This window comes from Streptomyces sp. NPDC059499 (assembly GCF_042749285.1).
Lineage (GTDB): Bacteria > Actinomycetota > Actinomycetes > Streptomycetales > Streptomycetaceae > Streptomyces.
The window spans coordinates 71,172-85,057 of record NZ_JBHYTT010000008.1; the positions used below are offsets into that span (position 1 = coordinate 71,172).

Annotated in this window: 14 protein-coding genes; 7 read left to right on the forward strand and 7 right to left on the reverse strand. The window is 69.6% G+C overall.

Annotated elements, in window-relative coordinates; translation table 11 throughout:
• Positions 1-162: 162 nt before the first annotated feature.
• From ACFW9O_RS19785 to ACFW9O_RS19815, 7 genes are all read right to left on the reverse strand, one after another.
• A complete protein-coding gene (locus tag ACFW9O_RS19785; RefSeq protein ID WP_351182163.1) occupies positions 163-1,056 on the reverse strand; it encodes a 2-hydroxy-3-oxopropionate reductase in 894 nt (297 codons plus the stop codon).
• A gap of 43 nt (positions 1,057-1,099) precedes the next feature.
• Complete coding sequence (locus ACFW9O_RS19790; protein ID WP_384610910.1) at positions 1,100-1,933, reverse strand: TIM barrel protein; 834 nt, start codon at positions 1,931-1,933, stop codon at positions 1,100-1,102.
• A gap of 156 nt (positions 1,934-2,089) precedes the next feature.
• Positions 2,090-3,523 carry a cellulose binding domain-containing protein gene (locus tag ACFW9O_RS19795; protein ID WP_384610911.1) on the reverse strand — a complete coding sequence of 478 codons (1,434 nt, stop codon included), beginning with the start codon at positions 3,521-3,523 and terminating at the stop codon, positions 2,090-2,092.
• A gap of 37 nt (positions 3,524-3,560) precedes the next feature.
• On the reverse strand, positions 3,561-5,123 hold the full coding sequence (locus ACFW9O_RS19800) for a beta-N-acetylhexosaminidase (protein WP_384610913.1): 1,563 nt from the start codon (positions 5,121-5,123) through the stop codon (positions 3,561-3,563).
• Positions 5,124-5,174: 51 nt separating this feature from the next.
• Entirely contained in the window at positions 5,175-6,014 is an 840-nt protein-coding gene (locus ACFW9O_RS19805) for a carbohydrate ABC transporter permease (RefSeq protein ID WP_351179824.1), read from the reverse strand.
• Entirely contained in the window at positions 6,011-6,976 is a 966-nt protein-coding gene (locus ACFW9O_RS19810; protein ID WP_384610915.1) for a carbohydrate ABC transporter permease, read from the reverse strand. The genes ACFW9O_RS19805 and ACFW9O_RS19810 overlap by 4 nt, the downstream gene beginning before the upstream one ends.
• Positions 6,977-7,026: 50 nt before the next feature.
• Positions 7,027-8,292 (reverse strand): extracellular solute-binding protein, encoded by a 1,266-nt coding sequence (locus tag ACFW9O_RS19815; RefSeq protein ID WP_384610917.1) that lies wholly within the window; start codon positions 8,290-8,292, stop codon positions 7,027-7,029.
• A 248-nt stretch (positions 8,293-8,540) separates the two neighbouring features.
• Here ACFW9O_RS19815 and ACFW9O_RS19820 point away from each other — a divergent pair, with 248 nt between their 5' ends.
• From ACFW9O_RS19820 to ACFW9O_RS19850, 7 genes are all read left to right on the forward strand, one after another.
• On the forward strand, positions 8,541-9,383 hold the full coding sequence (locus ACFW9O_RS19820) for a GntR family transcriptional regulator (RefSeq protein ID WP_384610918.1): 843 nt from the start codon (positions 8,541-8,543) through the stop codon (positions 9,381-9,383).
• A 70-nt stretch (positions 9,384-9,453) separates the two neighbouring features.
• Positions 9,454-9,705, forward strand: coding sequence for a hypothetical protein (locus tag ACFW9O_RS19825; protein ID WP_329206061.1), 252 nt, complete (start codon positions 9,454-9,456; stop codon positions 9,703-9,705).
• Between the two features lie 53 nt (positions 9,706-9,758).
• Positions 9,759-10,079 (forward strand): helix-turn-helix domain-containing protein, encoded by a 321-nt coding sequence (locus tag ACFW9O_RS19830; RefSeq protein ID WP_384611290.1) that lies wholly within the window; start codon positions 9,759-9,761, stop codon positions 10,077-10,079.
• A gap of 166 nt (positions 10,080-10,245) precedes the next feature.
• Entirely contained in the window at positions 10,246-10,767 is a 522-nt protein-coding gene (gene uraD, locus ACFW9O_RS19835) for a 2-oxo-4-hydroxy-4-carboxy-5-ureidoimidazoline decarboxylase (RefSeq protein WP_384610921.1), read from the forward strand.
• Between the two features lie 5 nt (positions 10,768-10,772).
• Positions 10,773-11,165 carry a hydroxyisourate hydrolase gene (gene uraH, locus ACFW9O_RS19840; RefSeq protein WP_384610923.1) on the forward strand — a complete coding sequence of 131 codons (393 nt, stop codon included), beginning with the start codon at positions 10,773-10,775 and terminating at the stop codon, positions 11,163-11,165.
• A 6-nt stretch (positions 11,166-11,171) separates the two neighbouring features.
• Positions 11,172-12,095 (forward strand): factor-independent urate hydroxylase, encoded by a 924-nt coding sequence (gene pucL / locus ACFW9O_RS19845; protein ID WP_384610925.1) that lies wholly within the window; start codon positions 11,172-11,174, stop codon positions 12,093-12,095.
• A 158-nt stretch (positions 12,096-12,253) separates the two neighbouring features.
• Positions 12,254-13,651 (forward strand): 8-oxoguanine deaminase, encoded by a 1,398-nt coding sequence (locus tag ACFW9O_RS19850; RefSeq protein ID WP_351179849.1) that lies wholly within the window; start codon positions 12,254-12,256, stop codon positions 13,649-13,651.
• Positions 13,652-13,886: the final 235 nt, after the last annotated feature.

Below are 13,886 nucleotides of genomic sequence, written 5' to 3' on the forward strand. Positions count from 1 at the left end.
TGACGGCCCCAGGAGCGTAGATTCGCCGGGAACGGAACGTCAACAGTTTGTTGAAATTGGAGGAGATGGTTCCGGGCCGCGGCGGCGCCTGGGCGCGACAGGACAGGTGTCAGCGCCACCGCGACCCGGAGTTTCGGGGGCCCTCTGGCGGGGCCGGGGGTGTCAGACCTGGGAGCCGGAGAGGCGCTCGACGGCTCGCAGCAGCGCCGAGTGGTCCAGGCCGCCGTCGCCCTGTGCGCGCAGCGAGGCGACCAGTTGGGCCACGACCGCGCCGACGGGCAGGGCGGCACCCACGTTGCGGGCGGCGTCCGTGACGATGCCCATGTCCTTGTGGTGCAGGTCGATCCGGAAGCCCGGAGCGAAGTCCCGCTTGAGGAAGTTGTCCTTCTTGCGGGTCAGGACGGTCGAACCGGCGAGCCCGCCGTTCAGGACGTCGAGGGCCGCGGCCAGGTCGACGCCGGACTTCTCCAGGAAGACCACGGCCTCGGCGCACGCCTGGATGTTGACCGCGACGATGAGCTGGTTGGCGGCCTTCACCGTCTGGCCGGAGCCGTGCGGTCCGCACAGCACGATCGTCCTGCCCAGGGAGTTCAGGAGGGGCTGCGCGGCGTCGAAGTCGGTCTGCTCGCCGCCGACCATGATGGACAGCACGGCCTCGATCGCACCGGCCTCACCACCGGAGACAGGGGCGTCCAGTACGCGGATGTCCTTGGCCTTCGCGTTCTTCGCCAGGTCCACGGAGGTCTGCGGCGTGATCGAGGACATGTCGATCAGCAGGGCGCCGGGCCGCGCGTTCTCCAGGATGCCGTCGGGGCCGTACGCGATGGCCTCGACCTGCGGCGACGCGGGGACCATCGTGATGACGACGTCGGCGTCGCGCACCGCGTCCGCGATCGAGCCGGCACCCTTGCCGCCCGCCGCGACCAGCCGGTCGATCTTGTCCTGCTCCAGGGTGTAGCCGGTGACGTCGTAACCGGCCTCGATCAGGTTCTCGGACATGGGCGAGCCCATGATGCCGAGCCCGATCCACGCGACCTTGGGGAGGTTGTTGCTCATGAGGGTGCCTTCCGATAAGCGTGTGTACGAGAGGGTCGGGGCCTCAGGGCCGGGCCGCGGCCGGGAGCCAGTCGAAGGACTCCGCGCTCGGCCGGTCGCCGGGCTTGTACTCCAGGCCGACCCGGCCCTCGTAGCCGGCCTGCGCCAGCTCGTCGAGGAGCTGCTCCAGCGGGAGCGATCCGGTGCCCGGGGCGCCGCGCCCCGGGTTGTCGGCGATCTGGACGTGACCGGTCTTGGCTGCGTAAGCCTTTATCACCTGGCTGAGGTCCTCGCCGTTCATCGACAGGTGGTAGAGGTCCAGCAGGAAAGCGGCGTTCCTCAGCCCCGTCGCCTCGTTGACCCGGTCGATGACCTCGATCGCCGCCGGTGCGCTCACCAGCGGGTAGAGCGGCGACTCCGGCTTGTTGAGGGTCTCGATCAGGAGGGTGGCCCCGATTCCGTCGGCCGCGCGGGCGGCGGCGGTCAGGTTCTCCAGGGCGAGCGCGTCCTGTGCGGCCGGGTCGACGCCTTCGACGCGGTTGCCGTACAGCGCGTTGAGCGCCCGGCAGCCGACCGAGGCGGCGAATTCGGCCGCCACCGCGATGTTGGCGCGGAAGCGGTCCGACTCCGCGCCGGGCACGGACAGTGCGCCGCGGTCGGGGCCGGGCAGCTGCCCCGCGTAGAAGTTCAGCCCCACCAGCTGCGTGCCGGCGTCGTCGAGCGCCCCCTTCAGGGCGTCGAGCTCGGCCTGCGCCGGGGTGGGGGTCTCCGTCCAGGGCCACCAGAGCTCGACCGCGGTGAAGCCCGCGGCGGCGGCCGCCGCGGGGCGCTCCAGGAGCGGGAGTTCGGTGAAGAGGATCGAGAGGTTCACATCGAAGCGCTGGTCCGAGTAACCCATAGTGCGCTCCTTCCGTATTGCGGAAGTTAGTTTCTGCTTAACGGAAGATTGCCCGGAAGGTGGCGGGGCTGTCAAGAGGCGTCCTGGCTTCCGGACATGCCGAAGCGGGGTGGAGGCCACCCGCCTCCACCCCGCCACCGGGTCACACAGGCCGGGTCAGCCGGCCGGCACCGTGTCCTGGAAGGTCGTGCCCGCCGCCCGGTACTGGCCCACCAGCGCGGACACCTGGGCCGGGGACAGGACCTGGTCCTTCACGTGCAGGACGTAGTCCACCTGCTGGTCGTAGGACCGGGGAGTGGTGCTGCTCTGGCCCGCCAGGTCGATCAGCCACTGGTTGAAGTTGATCGACATCGGCCGCTCGGGCAGATACGCCGCCCCGTGCGTGCCGAAGTGCTGCCCGTCGACGTAGTACGTGATGGCGCTGTTGTCGATGGTCACCACCAGGTCGTGCCAGCCCGCATAGCTCTGGCGTGCCTCGCTGTGCTGGTTGACGGCCTCCCACGGGTCGGGGCGGTAGGTCTCCCACGAGGTCGTGTAGAGGATGTTGGCCGGCTCGCCCCAGCCGCCGTTGGGCAGGTACTCGAAGTCGTACTCCGCGTAGTCGTCCGCCATCGGGGCCTTCAGGTCGTTGATGGTGAAGAACGTCTGGACGAGGTGGTCGCCGTCGGGCCCGGACCGGGGGGCGTCGCTGAACTTCACCCGGGCCGCATAGGTGCCGTTACGGAACTTCGTGGCCTGCGTGAGGATCTCCGTGTGCTCCGTCGATGCGCCGGTACCGGCCGTCGACGTCTCCAGGTTCATCACCGAATTGCCGCTCTGACTGCTGAAGGTGACGTTCTCGGGAGCCCACACGGCACCGGGCACCCCCGGACCGCCGGAGTTGGAGCGGACGCTCCAGCCGTGCGCCGCGATGCCCGGGTCCGTGTGGCCGCTGTAGTTGAAGTCGTCGAACAGCCTGGGCCCGTCGGCCGGCGGGTCGGTCGGGGGATCCGTCGGATCGGTCGGGCCGTTGCCGCCGGGAGCCTCGCCCCAGGCCGTGACGCCGCCCAGCTGGGCGGTGATCTTCGGCCAGTCGCCGTACGTGGTCCGCCCGGCGCCGAAGGAGTAGTCGTCGCTCTGCCGCAGCGACTGCCAGTCCGCCCGGTGGAAGCGCAGCTGCATGTCCCCGGTGTCCGCTCCGGGGGCCAGCGAGCCCGCTCCAGAGGTGAACGCGATCTCCAGGTAGCGGTCGGCGTCGGCCGTCGGGTTCGCGAGCGTCCCGAACGTACCCGTGATGTTCCCGCAGCCCTTCACCGCCCAGGAACACGCGAACCGGTAGGCCGTCGAGGCCGAATCGGACTTGAAGTAGTACCGCACCTTGACGTTGCTGAGCGGCACGCTCGTACTGCCGGTGTTGCGCACCTTCAGCCAGGGTTCGCTCTGGTCGGCCGTCGCCCCTGACGCACTCGTGCGGTACTGGACGACGAGCCCGTCGGCGGCGGCAGCGGCGCCGGCGGTCGAGGGCAGGGCGGCGAGGGCGGTACAGCCCAGCGCCACGGTGACGGCGGCAGCCGCGGCCGAACGGATCCGGCTCCTGTCGATCTTCCTCATGGGATGTTCCTCTCCGGAACAGTGGTGGGGGATTGAGCTACCGAGGGGATGGCGCTGTACCTGCGGAGGCGGTCATGAGGGACCGCGGGGTGAGGGGGTGGTAGGGGACACCGAGGGCGTCCAGCCGCGCGGTGTGGTGGCGAAGGCGCTCGACGAACCCCGGCCAGTCACTGCCGCTGCCGGACCAGGCGCGGTCGGCCAGGGCGCACAGGCGGGGGTAGGTGAGGTACTCGATCCGGTCCGGCGTCCGCACGTACTCGGTCCACAACTGCGCCTGGGTGCCCAGGATCAGCTCGGCCTCGCCGGCCTCCCAGTCCTCCGGAACCGGCTCGTTCCCGTACACCGTGTGCAGAGGGACGGGAGCCCCCGGCTGCGTGGGCGGCTCGCCCGGATCCGTGGACTGGGCGTAGTCGAGGTACGTGGCACGGTGGTGCGCGCTCACCACCCGGTGGCCGCGGCGGGCGGCGGCGCGGGCGTGGTCCGGGTCGCGCCAGGTCATCACCGTGAAGTCGAGGGGGAGTTCGGTGCCGGTCTCGGCCCAGCCGGTGGGCCTGCGCCCACGCTCCACGAGGAACGACCCGATCCTGCCCATGAACCAGCCGTGCAGCGCCCCGGGGCCGGGGAGACCCTCGGCCGCCGCCCGCTCACGGGCCGCGGGGCTGTTCTCCCATTCGGTGGTCGGGCACTCCTCGCCGCCGATGTGGATGTACGGGGAGGGGAAGACGTCCATGACCTCCTCCAGCACGGTCCGGCAGAAGTCGAAGACCTGCTCGTGGACGCCCAGCACGGTGTCGCAGACGCCCCATCGGGTCCAGACGTCGAGGCTCCGGCCCGGGTGGTTGCCCAGCTCGGGGTAGGCGGCGAGGGCCGCGCGCACATGACCGGGCATCTCGATCTCGGGTACGACCGTCACCCCGCGGGCCGCGGCATGGTCGACCAGGTCCCGCAGCTCCTGCTTGGTGTACGCCCCCGAGTGCGGGACGCCGTCCGACAGGGACTGGGCCCGGTGGCTCCCCACCGAGGTCAGCCGCGGGAAGGCGTCCACCGGCATGCGCCAGCCCTGGTCGTCCGTGAGGTGCAGATGGAGCGTGTTCAGCTTGTGGAAGGCCAGGAGGTCGACGTACCGGTGCAGATACGAGACGGGCTGGAAGTGCCGGGCCACATCGAGCATCGCGCCGCGCCAGGGGTGGCGCGGCACGTCACTGATCTCGACGCACGGCAGCTCCCAGGACTCCGCCCGCACACCGCCCGAAAGGGCTTCGGGAGGCAGCAGCTGACGGACCGTCTGAACGCCGCGGAGCAGACCCGTCGGCCGGGCGGCGCGCAGCAGGAGCGCCTGTGGTCCGACGGTGAGGCCGTACCCCTCGTCGCCGAGACCGCCGAGCTGCGGGTCGAGCGCCAGGACGATCCGGCCGTCGGCCGCCGGTGCGAGCGGGAGGCCGGTGGCGGGGCCCACGAGCGTACGCAGCAGCTCGGCCGCCGCTTCCGCACCCGGCTGGGCACGGACACAGGTGCCGGCGTCGAGGACGAAGCGGCCGGGGCGGGGCGAGACCTTGCGGGGCCGGGGTACGAGGGAGAGCTCGGGGCGTGATGCGGGCATGGGGGCCTCCGGAATCGGATCTCGGGCGGTTCGCGGGTACGGCGAGCGGGGTCAGCCCTTGACGGCGCCGGCCGCGAAGCCGGAGGTGACGTGGCGCTGGAGGAGCAGGAAGATGACCAGCGCGGGCAGGGCGAAGAGCGTGGAGGCGGCCATGGTGGCGCCCCAGTCCGTGCCGAAGGTGTTCTGGAAGGACGACAGCCAGACCGGCAGGGTGCGGTTGTCCTGCTGTTTGATGATCAGGAAGTTGGCGTACGCGAACTCGTTCCAGGCGGTGATGAAGCCGAAGAGCGAGGTGGCCATCAGGCCGGGAGCGAGCAGGGGCATGGCCACCCGCCAGAAGGCACCGGTCCGGGTGCAGCCGTCGACCTGCGCCGCCTCCTCCAGCTCGGGCGGAATGGTCGCGATGAAGCCCCGCAGCACCACGATCGTGAACGGCAGCGTGATCATGAAGTAGACCAGGGTCAGCGTCGGGAGCCGGTCGAGCATGTCCGTGTCGCGGGAGATGATGTAGATGGGGATGATCAGCGACTCCCAGGGCGCCATCTGGGCGATGAAGACCAGGAGCATGAACTGCCGCCGGCCCTTCCACCTCATCCTGGCCACGGCGAACGCTGACCCCAGCGCCACGACCAGCGCCAGAAGCACCGCGCCGAGCGTGACCAGGATGCTGTTGCGCCAGAACAGCTCGAACCCGTCGGCCTGCACGGCCCGGCGGAAGTGGTCCAGCGTCCAGGTGTACGGAACGAGCTGAGGGTCGGCCGACTGGATGTCCCGTGACGGCTTGAAGGCCGTCGAGATCATCCAGTACACCGGGAAGAGGCAGACGACGACGGTCACCACAGCGGCGGCGTTCAGCGGGATCCGCCGGATCCGGGGGCGTAGCAGGGTCATCGGAGTTCGTCCTCCTGGCGGAACATCTGGCGGAAGTAGAGGACGAGCACCCCGGACATCAGCACCACGGTGACCATCGAAGCGGCGGACCCCAGGTCGTAGCGCTGGCTGGAGAGCGCCGTCTGGACCGCGTACACGGGCAGGATCGTGGTGGAGTCGCCGGGACCGCCGCGGGTCATCACCCAGATCTGGACGAACGCCTTGAACGTCCAGATCACTTCCAGGGAGAAGACCAGCATGAAGATCGGCCGAAGCATCGGGAAGGTGACCGAGCGGAAGATCCGGACGCCGGACGCACCGTCCAGCCGGGCCGACTCGTACAGCTCGGCCGGGACGGTGGTGAGTGCCGAGTAGAGGGTGATCGCCGCGAACGGCACGGACTGCCAGACGATCAGTACGACCAGGATCACGAAGGCGGCCGTACCGTTCGCGAACCACGGGTAGCGGTCGAAGGAACCGAAGCCCAGCGAGGTCAACGACCAGTTGACGATGCCGAATTCGGAGTGGAACAGCCACTGGAAGACCGTGGTGGCCGCGACCACCGGCATGGCCCAGGCGAGCACCAGCGCACAGAGCACCGCCGTGCGCCCCGCCCGGCCGAGCCGCTCCGTCATCAGCGCGACCAGGGTGGAGATGACCATGATCAGTACGACGTTGACGGCCATGAAGACGAAGGTGCGGCCGACCACCTCCCAGAACCGCGGGTCGGACAGCAGCGTCCGGTAGTTCCGCAGTCCGACGAACTCCGCGTCCCCACTGATCAGCTGGCGGAGACGGAAGTCCTGCAGGGAGATCAGCACGGCCCGCGCGAGCGGGTACACGAGCAGGTAGAGCATGCCGCCGATCGCGGGGGCGATCAGGGCGTACGGCCAGAGGTTGCGCGAGGGGCGGGGCCGCCGCCCCGGCGGTGCTCCCGCGGGATGATGGACGTGTGGTGCGGTCCGTTCACGGACGACCGGCACGGCAGGCCTCCTTTCGGTGAGGGGAAGGGCGGGCGGAAGCGGGGACGGGATCAGGAGCCGGCGTTCATGGCCCTGGTGATGTCGGCCGAGGCCTTGGCGGCCTCCTCCGCGGCGTTCCTGCCGGTGAGGACCGCGGTCATGTAGTCCTTGATCGGGTTCTCGGCCTCCACCGCTGCCCAGCCGGGGGTGTTGGGCGTCGCGTGGCCGTTCGCCGCGCCGACCGCCATCGCGGAGGCACCTGGGTCACCGGCCACGGACGAGGCCAGCGTGGTCCGGTTGGGCACATAGCTCATGGCCACGGCGAGCTTCTTCTGCCAGGCGTCGCCCGTGAGTTCCTTGATGAACGTCAGTGCCTCGTCGGGATGACCGGCCGCGGCGGGCACGACCAGATCGGATCCTCCGGTGAACACCGCGCCCGGAGTGCCGGCCGTCTTGCCCGGGATCGGGAAGAAGCCGAGCTTGCCCTTGAGTTCGGGGTTGTTCTCCATGACCACGTTCGCCCCGCCCGGCGTGGAGATCACCTGGGCCACCTGCCCCTGAGCCATCACCTCGGCCTGCGGCGGATCGTCCTCGTCGGAGTCCTTGGGGCCCTTGCCGAGGGCCTGGAGCTGTGCGTAGAACTCCATGCCGCGCAGCGCCTCGGGCGAGTCCAGCGCGCCCTTCCAGCTGCCGCCGGACTCGGTGGCGAAGTCGCCGCCCTCGTCCCAGATGAAACCGCCCAGCGCGTACCAGAGCTGGCCGGGCAGATAAATGCCCTGTGTACCTCCCTTGTTGAGCTTGGTCGTGGCAGCGATCCACTGTTCGCGTGTGGTGATGGAGGCGGCGTCGATCCCGGCCTTCTCGAACAGGTCGGTGCGGTAGATGACGACACGGTTGGCCGCGTAGTACGGGATGCCGTACTGCTTCCCCTTGTACGAGCCGGGCTCGGCCAGGCCCTTCAGCCAGTCCTTGCCGTTCAGCTCGTCCTTCTTGTCGCTGAGGTCGAGCAGCCCGCCGCTCTCGGCGAACTGCGCCACCTGGGTGTTGCCCGCCTCGATCACGTCCGGGGCGTCGTTGCTGGCCAGTGCGGCGGTGATCTTCTGCCCGATGCCGTCCCACTCCTGGATCTGGACCTTGACCTTGATCTCCGGGTGCTGGGCCTCGAAGCCCTTGACGAACTCCTTCTGGAACGCGGCCGAGACGCTGTCACGCATCAGCCATACGTCGACCGTCGTCACACCCCCGGCCTCGTCGGCGCCGTCCGAGGAGGAACTACAGGCACTGAGTGCGGCGGCCATCACCAGCGCGGAACCACATGCGAGCAAGCGGTACTTCACGGTTCACCTCAACGAGAACGAGACCTGACCACCTGACCAGTGAAGCCCACTGGACAGCTCACCTCTTGATGGTGGATGAAGGTGGCATAGACCAATGGGGCCGTCAACCCCTTGTGTACAAAGGGCCCTTGGAGATCTTTGAGTGCTGGAGACCTCCACCCTCATCGCGAAGGGCGGCTACACTGCCCTGACCAGTAACCACCAGTTGGTCAACTGGTAAGGAAACCTGACGTCAGGAGGGTGAAGGCATGGCAGACGACGTACCGGGGACGGTGCTCAAACGGGAGCGGGCCCGCGACGCCGTCCTCGAGCTCATCGAGTCACGCAGGCCGGGGGACGCCATTCCCTCCGAGCGCGCCCTCTGCACCCTGCTCGGCGTGTCCAGGCCCACGGTGCGCGCCGCGATCGACGAGCTGGTGGCCGCCGGACTCCTGGTCCGCGAACACGGCCGCGGCATGTTCGTCGCACCCGAGAAGATCACCCAGGAGCTCGTCTCCGCCGACCTCGCCCTGGGCGTCCCGCAGGCGGCCGGAGCGTGGTCGAGCCGCCTGCTGGAGTTCACCACCCTCCAGGCCGGCGCCCGGGTAGGCCGCAAACTCCGGATGTCGCCCGCCGAGGACATCGTGTACGTCGCCCGGCTGCGCCTCGTCGACGGAGCGCCGATGGCCATCGAGCACCTGCACATCAGGGCGGCACTCGTCCCGGGCCTCTCCGCCCAGGAGCTGGAGAACGGCGACCTGTACGAGCATCTGCGCGACACCCACCACGTGCACGTCCACGAGGCGGTCCAGGCCATCGAGCCCACCGTCGTCACCCGGGCGGAGGCACGGCTCCTGGAGGTTCCGGAGCTGTCCCCGGCGCTCCTCTTCGAGCGGCTGACCTCGGACACCGGCGGCCGGCCCGTGGAGTACGTCCACTCGCTCTACCGGGGCGACCGGTACCGGATCGTCTCCCGGCTCGCGCTCGGTCCCGCGGCTGCCGCCGCGGGGCTGGTCAGGGACGGGCACCACCCCGGGATCCCGCCCGGCGACTTCGCGCACGGCGACCCGATCACCTCCTCCACCCGGGGGGACATCCAGTCGGGCTCCTGACCGCCGTGCCATAGGGTCGGGAGCCAGCCGTGCGAGCCGACGACCGCGGCGGCGACATGAGGGAGGCACTGTGCGCTTGAGGGTGGAATTCACCACCGAGCCCTTCGATCTCGACGAGGCGCCCGCCCACGCGGTGGTGGCCCGCGAGGTGATCCGGACGGCCGAACTGGACTCGGTGGACGTCGGCCCGTTCGGCAACACGGCCGAGGGCGGCGCCGACCAGGTCCTCACCGCCGTGGACTCCCTGCTGCGCAAGGCGCTGGCCTCGGGTGCCACCCGGGTGTCGCTCCAGGTCAACGTGATCGGGGAGGACACCCCGTGACCGGACAGGGGGAGCACCCCCTGGTCGCCGCGGTGAAGCCGCTCGTGGACGCCATGGGCGCCGAGCTGCTGGGGCCCGAGCAGGCGCAGGCCGACGACGTGGTGCTCGCCTGGGAGGGGGAGGACGTCATAGCCGTGCGGCTCCCGCAGCTCTCCGACTCGCTCGACCACATCCTGGCCGGAATGGAGCGGCGGCACGGGATGCCGCTCGCCGACCTGGACCGCAAGACCAAACAGCGGATCGTCCGGACTCTGGAGGCACGCGGTGCCTTCGCCGTGAGGCACGGCGTGGAGACCGTGGCGGGCGCCCTGGGCGTCAGCCGCTTCACCGTCTACAACTACCTCAACCGCGAGAACGGCGCCAAGAGTGAGTAGTTGACCCGGAGGTGGGCCGAGCGCACCGAGAGCCGCTGTCCGGATGCCGGGACGGCGGCTCTCCGCGTTCGTGGAATTTCAACAAACTGTTGACGTGATGTTGTGAAAGGCGTTAGCTATCCGCAGCCCGTACAACGCACAGCGAAAAACAGCCACGGAGGCTCCCGTGACTTCGAGCTCCACACCGGGCCTCGCCCGGTTCAACACCCTGGCGGCCGCAGAGGCCGCTGCCGAGCTGCACGAGGTGTGCGCCAGCGCGGCATGGGGGAGCGCGGTTCTCGCCCACCGGCCGTACGCCACCGCGGAAGCCCTGTTCTCCACGAGCGACGCCGCCACGGCCGAGCTCTCCCCGGATGACCTGGCCGAAGCGATGGCGGGCCATCCGCCGATCGGCCGCCCGAAGCCCGGGGATCCGGCCTCCGCCCGTGAACAGCGGGGGATGGCCGGAGCGTCCGAGGAGCTCAGGACCGAGATGCTCGAACTGAACCTGGCCTACCAGGAGCGGTTCGGCCACGTCTTCCTGATCTGCGCCACCGGAGCCACCGGTGAGCAGATGCGCGACGCGGTGAAGTCCCGGATCGGGAACTCGCCCGAGCAGGAGCGCGGACACGTGCGCACCGAACTGGGCAAGATCAACCGTATCCGGCTGACCCGCCTCGTACAGGAAACCCCGGAACAAGGAGTGTGACGGTCTTGAGCACCGACACCACCGCATCGGTGTCCACCCACATCCTGGACACCAGCATCGGCCGCCCCGCCGCGGCAGTCACCGTCTCGCTCGCCGCCCGCAGCGGCGGCGACGCGCAGTACGTGACGCTCGGCGGATCCGCGACCGACGCGGACGGGCGCTGCAAGGACCTGCCGGCCCTGCCGGAAGGCACCACCCACGTACGGCTCGTCTTCGACACCGAGTCGTACTTCACCAGCCAGAAGCAAGCCGAGGCGCAGCAGGACGCCCCCCGCGTAAGGGACAGCGGTGCGTTCTTCCCGGAGGTGGCGATCGCATTCGCCGTCACACCGGGCGAGCACTATCACGTACCGCTGCTGCTCAACCCGTTCGGCTACTCCGTTTACCGAGGGAGCTAGCAGACAATGCCCACGATTCTCGGCCAGAACCAGTACGGCAAAGCAGAGAACCGCGTCGTCAGGATCACGCGGGACGGCGACACCCACCACATCAAGGACCTCAACGTCTCGGTCGCCCTCTCCGGCGACATGGACGACGTCCACTACTCCGGTTCCAACGCGAACGTCCTGCCGACCGACACCACCAAGAACACGGTGTACGCGTTCGCCAAGGAGCACGGCATCGAGTCCGCCGAGCAGTTCGGCATCCACCTCGCCCGGCACTTCGTGACCTCCCAGGAGCCGATCAGGACGGCGCGGATCCGGATCCAGGAGTACGCCTGGGAGCGCATCGCGACCTCGGACGGCAACTCCAGGTTCATCGGCGCCGACGAGGTCAACCACTCCTTCGCCCGCAAGGGCCAGGAACTGCGCACCACCCAGATCACCTTCGACGGCGAGCACTGGGAGGTCATCTCCGGTCTCAAGGACCTCACCGTCATGAACTCGACCAACTCGGAGTTCTGGGGCTACGTCAAGGACAGGTACACGACGCTCAAGGAGGCGTACGACCGCGTCCTGTGCACCGACGTGTCGGCCGCCTGGCGTTACAACTGGACCAGCGACGACGAGCGCATGCCCAACTGGGAGAAGTCGTACGAGCAGGCCAAGAAGCACATGCTGCAGGCCTTCGCCGAGACGTACTCCCTCTCGCTCCAGCAGACCCTCTACCAGATGGGTTCGCGGGTCATCAACAGCCGCAGCGAGATCGACGAGATCCGCTTCTCGCTGCCGAACAACCACCACTTCCTGGTGGACCTGGAGCCGTTCGGCCTCAAGAACGACAACGAGGTCTACTTCGCCGCCGACCGGCCGTACGGCCTCATCGAGGCGACGGTGCTCCGGGACGGCGTCGAGCCGAAGATCCCCGTCGACATGACCAACCTCTGACACAGCGCACCGAGCCGGCCTCCCGCCCGCCCCGCAGCCAGGCGGGTGGCCGGACGTCCTCTTCACACCTCGGCACCCATGGCGTCAACGCTGTGGCACTCAAATCCTCCTAGGGTCCTGCCGTGCCCACATCGCCAGAGACAGAAGAAGGAAGCACCATGGCAGCTTCGGCGGATCCCAGGCCCACACAGCGCATCGTCATCGAGAACTGTTCGATCGCGACCGTCGACGCCCACGACACCGAGTACGCCTCGGGTCATGTCGTCGTGGCGGGCAACCGCATCGAATCCGTCGGTGCGGGCAAGGCGCCCGAGGGCCTCACCGATGTCGTACGACGCATCGACGGCACCGGCCACCTCGTCACACCCGGGCTGGTCAACACCCACCACCACTTCTACCAGTGGATCACCCGTGGGCTCGCGACCGACCACAACCTCTTCGACTGGCTGGTCGCCCTGTACCCGACGTGGGCGCGCATCGACGAGCGGATGGCTGGCGTGGCCGCGCAGGGCTCGCTCGCCATGATGGCCCGCGGCGGTGTCACCACCGCGATGGACCACCACTACGTCTACCCGCAGGGCGCCGGCGACCTGTCCGGCGCGATCATCGGCGCCGCCCGCGACATGGGCGTGCGGTTCACCCTCGCCCGCGGCTCCATGGACCGCAGCGAGAAGGACGGCGGACTGCCGCCGGACTTCGCGGTCGAGACGCTCGAAGGTGCCCTCGCCGCCACCGAGGCGACCATCGACGCACACCACGACGCCTCGTTCGACGCGATGACCCGCATCGCCGTCGCGCCCTGCTCGCCCTTCTCCGTGTCGACCGAACTCCTCAGGCAGGGAGCTGAGTTGGCTCGCCGACGCGGGGTGCGACTGCACACGCACGGATCGGAGACCGTCGAGGAGGAGCAGTTCTGCAAGGAACTGTTCGGCATGGGCCCCACCGACTACTTCGAGTCGACGGGCTGGCTCGGTGACGACGTGTGGATGGCGCACTGCGTCCACATGAACGACTCCGACATCGCCGCGTTCGCCCGCACCGGCACCGGCGTCGCGCACTGCCCGTCCTCCAACGCCCGCCTCGCCGCAGGCATCGCCCGGGTCCCCGACATGCTCGCCGCGGGCGTCCCGGTCGGTCTCGGTGTCGACGGCACCGCGTCCAACGAGTCCGGCGAACTCCACACCGAACTGCGCAACGCCCTCCTCATCAACCGTCTCGGCGCCCACCGCGAGAAGGCACTCAACGCCCGCCAGGCACTGCGCCTGGGGACGTACGGCGGCGCACAGGTCCTCGGCCGGGCCGAGGAGATCGGCTCCCTGGAGGCCGGCAAGCTCGCCGACCTCGTCCTGTGGAAGCTCGACACCCTCGCGCACGCCTCCATCGCCGACCCGGTGACCGCACTCGTCTTCGGCGCCGCGGCACCCGTCACCCTCTCCCTCGTCAACGGCAGAACCGTCGTCGAGGACAACCACCTCACCACGGTGGACGAGGACGCCATCGCCCGCGCGACCCGCGACGAGGCCAGGCGCCTGGCGCAGATCGCCGCCGGAGCCTGACGCTCCGCCGAGGAGCCCGAGGCTCCGCCGTGGGGATCTGACGCTCCGCCGCGGGAGCCCGACGCTCCGCCGCGGGAGTCCGACGCTCCGCCGCGGGAGTCCGACGCTCCGCCGCGGGAGTCCGACGCTCCGCATCCTCCCCCGACTGGCCGGCCGAGGGGGACGGCCCTGGGCCGGCCGCCGTGGCCCCGAACCGGGTCCACGGCAGCCGTTGCGGGGGCGCGTACCCATACGT

Excerpts from the sequence above, each read along its gene's own strand:
- ACFW9O_RS19785 (WP_351182163.1), bottom strand. The coding sequence starts at position 1,056 with ATGAGCAACAACCTCCCCAAGGTCGCGTGGATCGGGCTCGGCATCATG.
- ACFW9O_RS19790 (WP_384610910.1), bottom strand. The coding sequence starts at position 1,933 with ATGGGTTACTCGGACCAGCGCTTCGATGTGAACCTCTCGATCCTCTTC.
- ACFW9O_RS19795 (WP_384610911.1), bottom strand. The coding sequence starts at position 3,523 with ATGAGGAAGATCGACAGGAGCCGGATCCGTTCGGCCGCGGCTGCCGCC.
- ACFW9O_RS19800 (WP_384610913.1), bottom strand. The coding sequence starts at position 5,123 with ATGCCCGCATCACGCCCCGAGCTCTCCCTCGTACCCCGGCCCCGCAAG.
- ACFW9O_RS19805 (WP_351179824.1), bottom strand. The coding sequence starts at position 6,014 with ATGACCCTGCTACGCCCCCGGATCCGGCGGATCCCGCTGAACGCCGCC.
- ACFW9O_RS19820 (WP_384610918.1), top strand. The coding sequence starts at position 8,541 with ATGGCAGACGACGTACCGGGGACGGTGCTCAAACGGGAGCGGGCCCGC.
- ACFW9O_RS19830 (WP_384611290.1), top strand. The coding sequence starts at position 9,759 with ATGGGCGCCGAGCTGCTGGGGCCCGAGCAGGCGCAGGCCGACGACGTG.
- pucL (WP_384610925.1), top strand. The coding sequence starts at position 11,172 with ATGCCCACGATTCTCGGCCAGAACCAGTACGGCAAAGCAGAGAACCGC.
- ACFW9O_RS19850 (WP_351179849.1), top strand. The coding sequence starts at position 12,254 with ATGGCAGCTTCGGCGGATCCCAGGCCCACACAGCGCATCGTCATCGAG.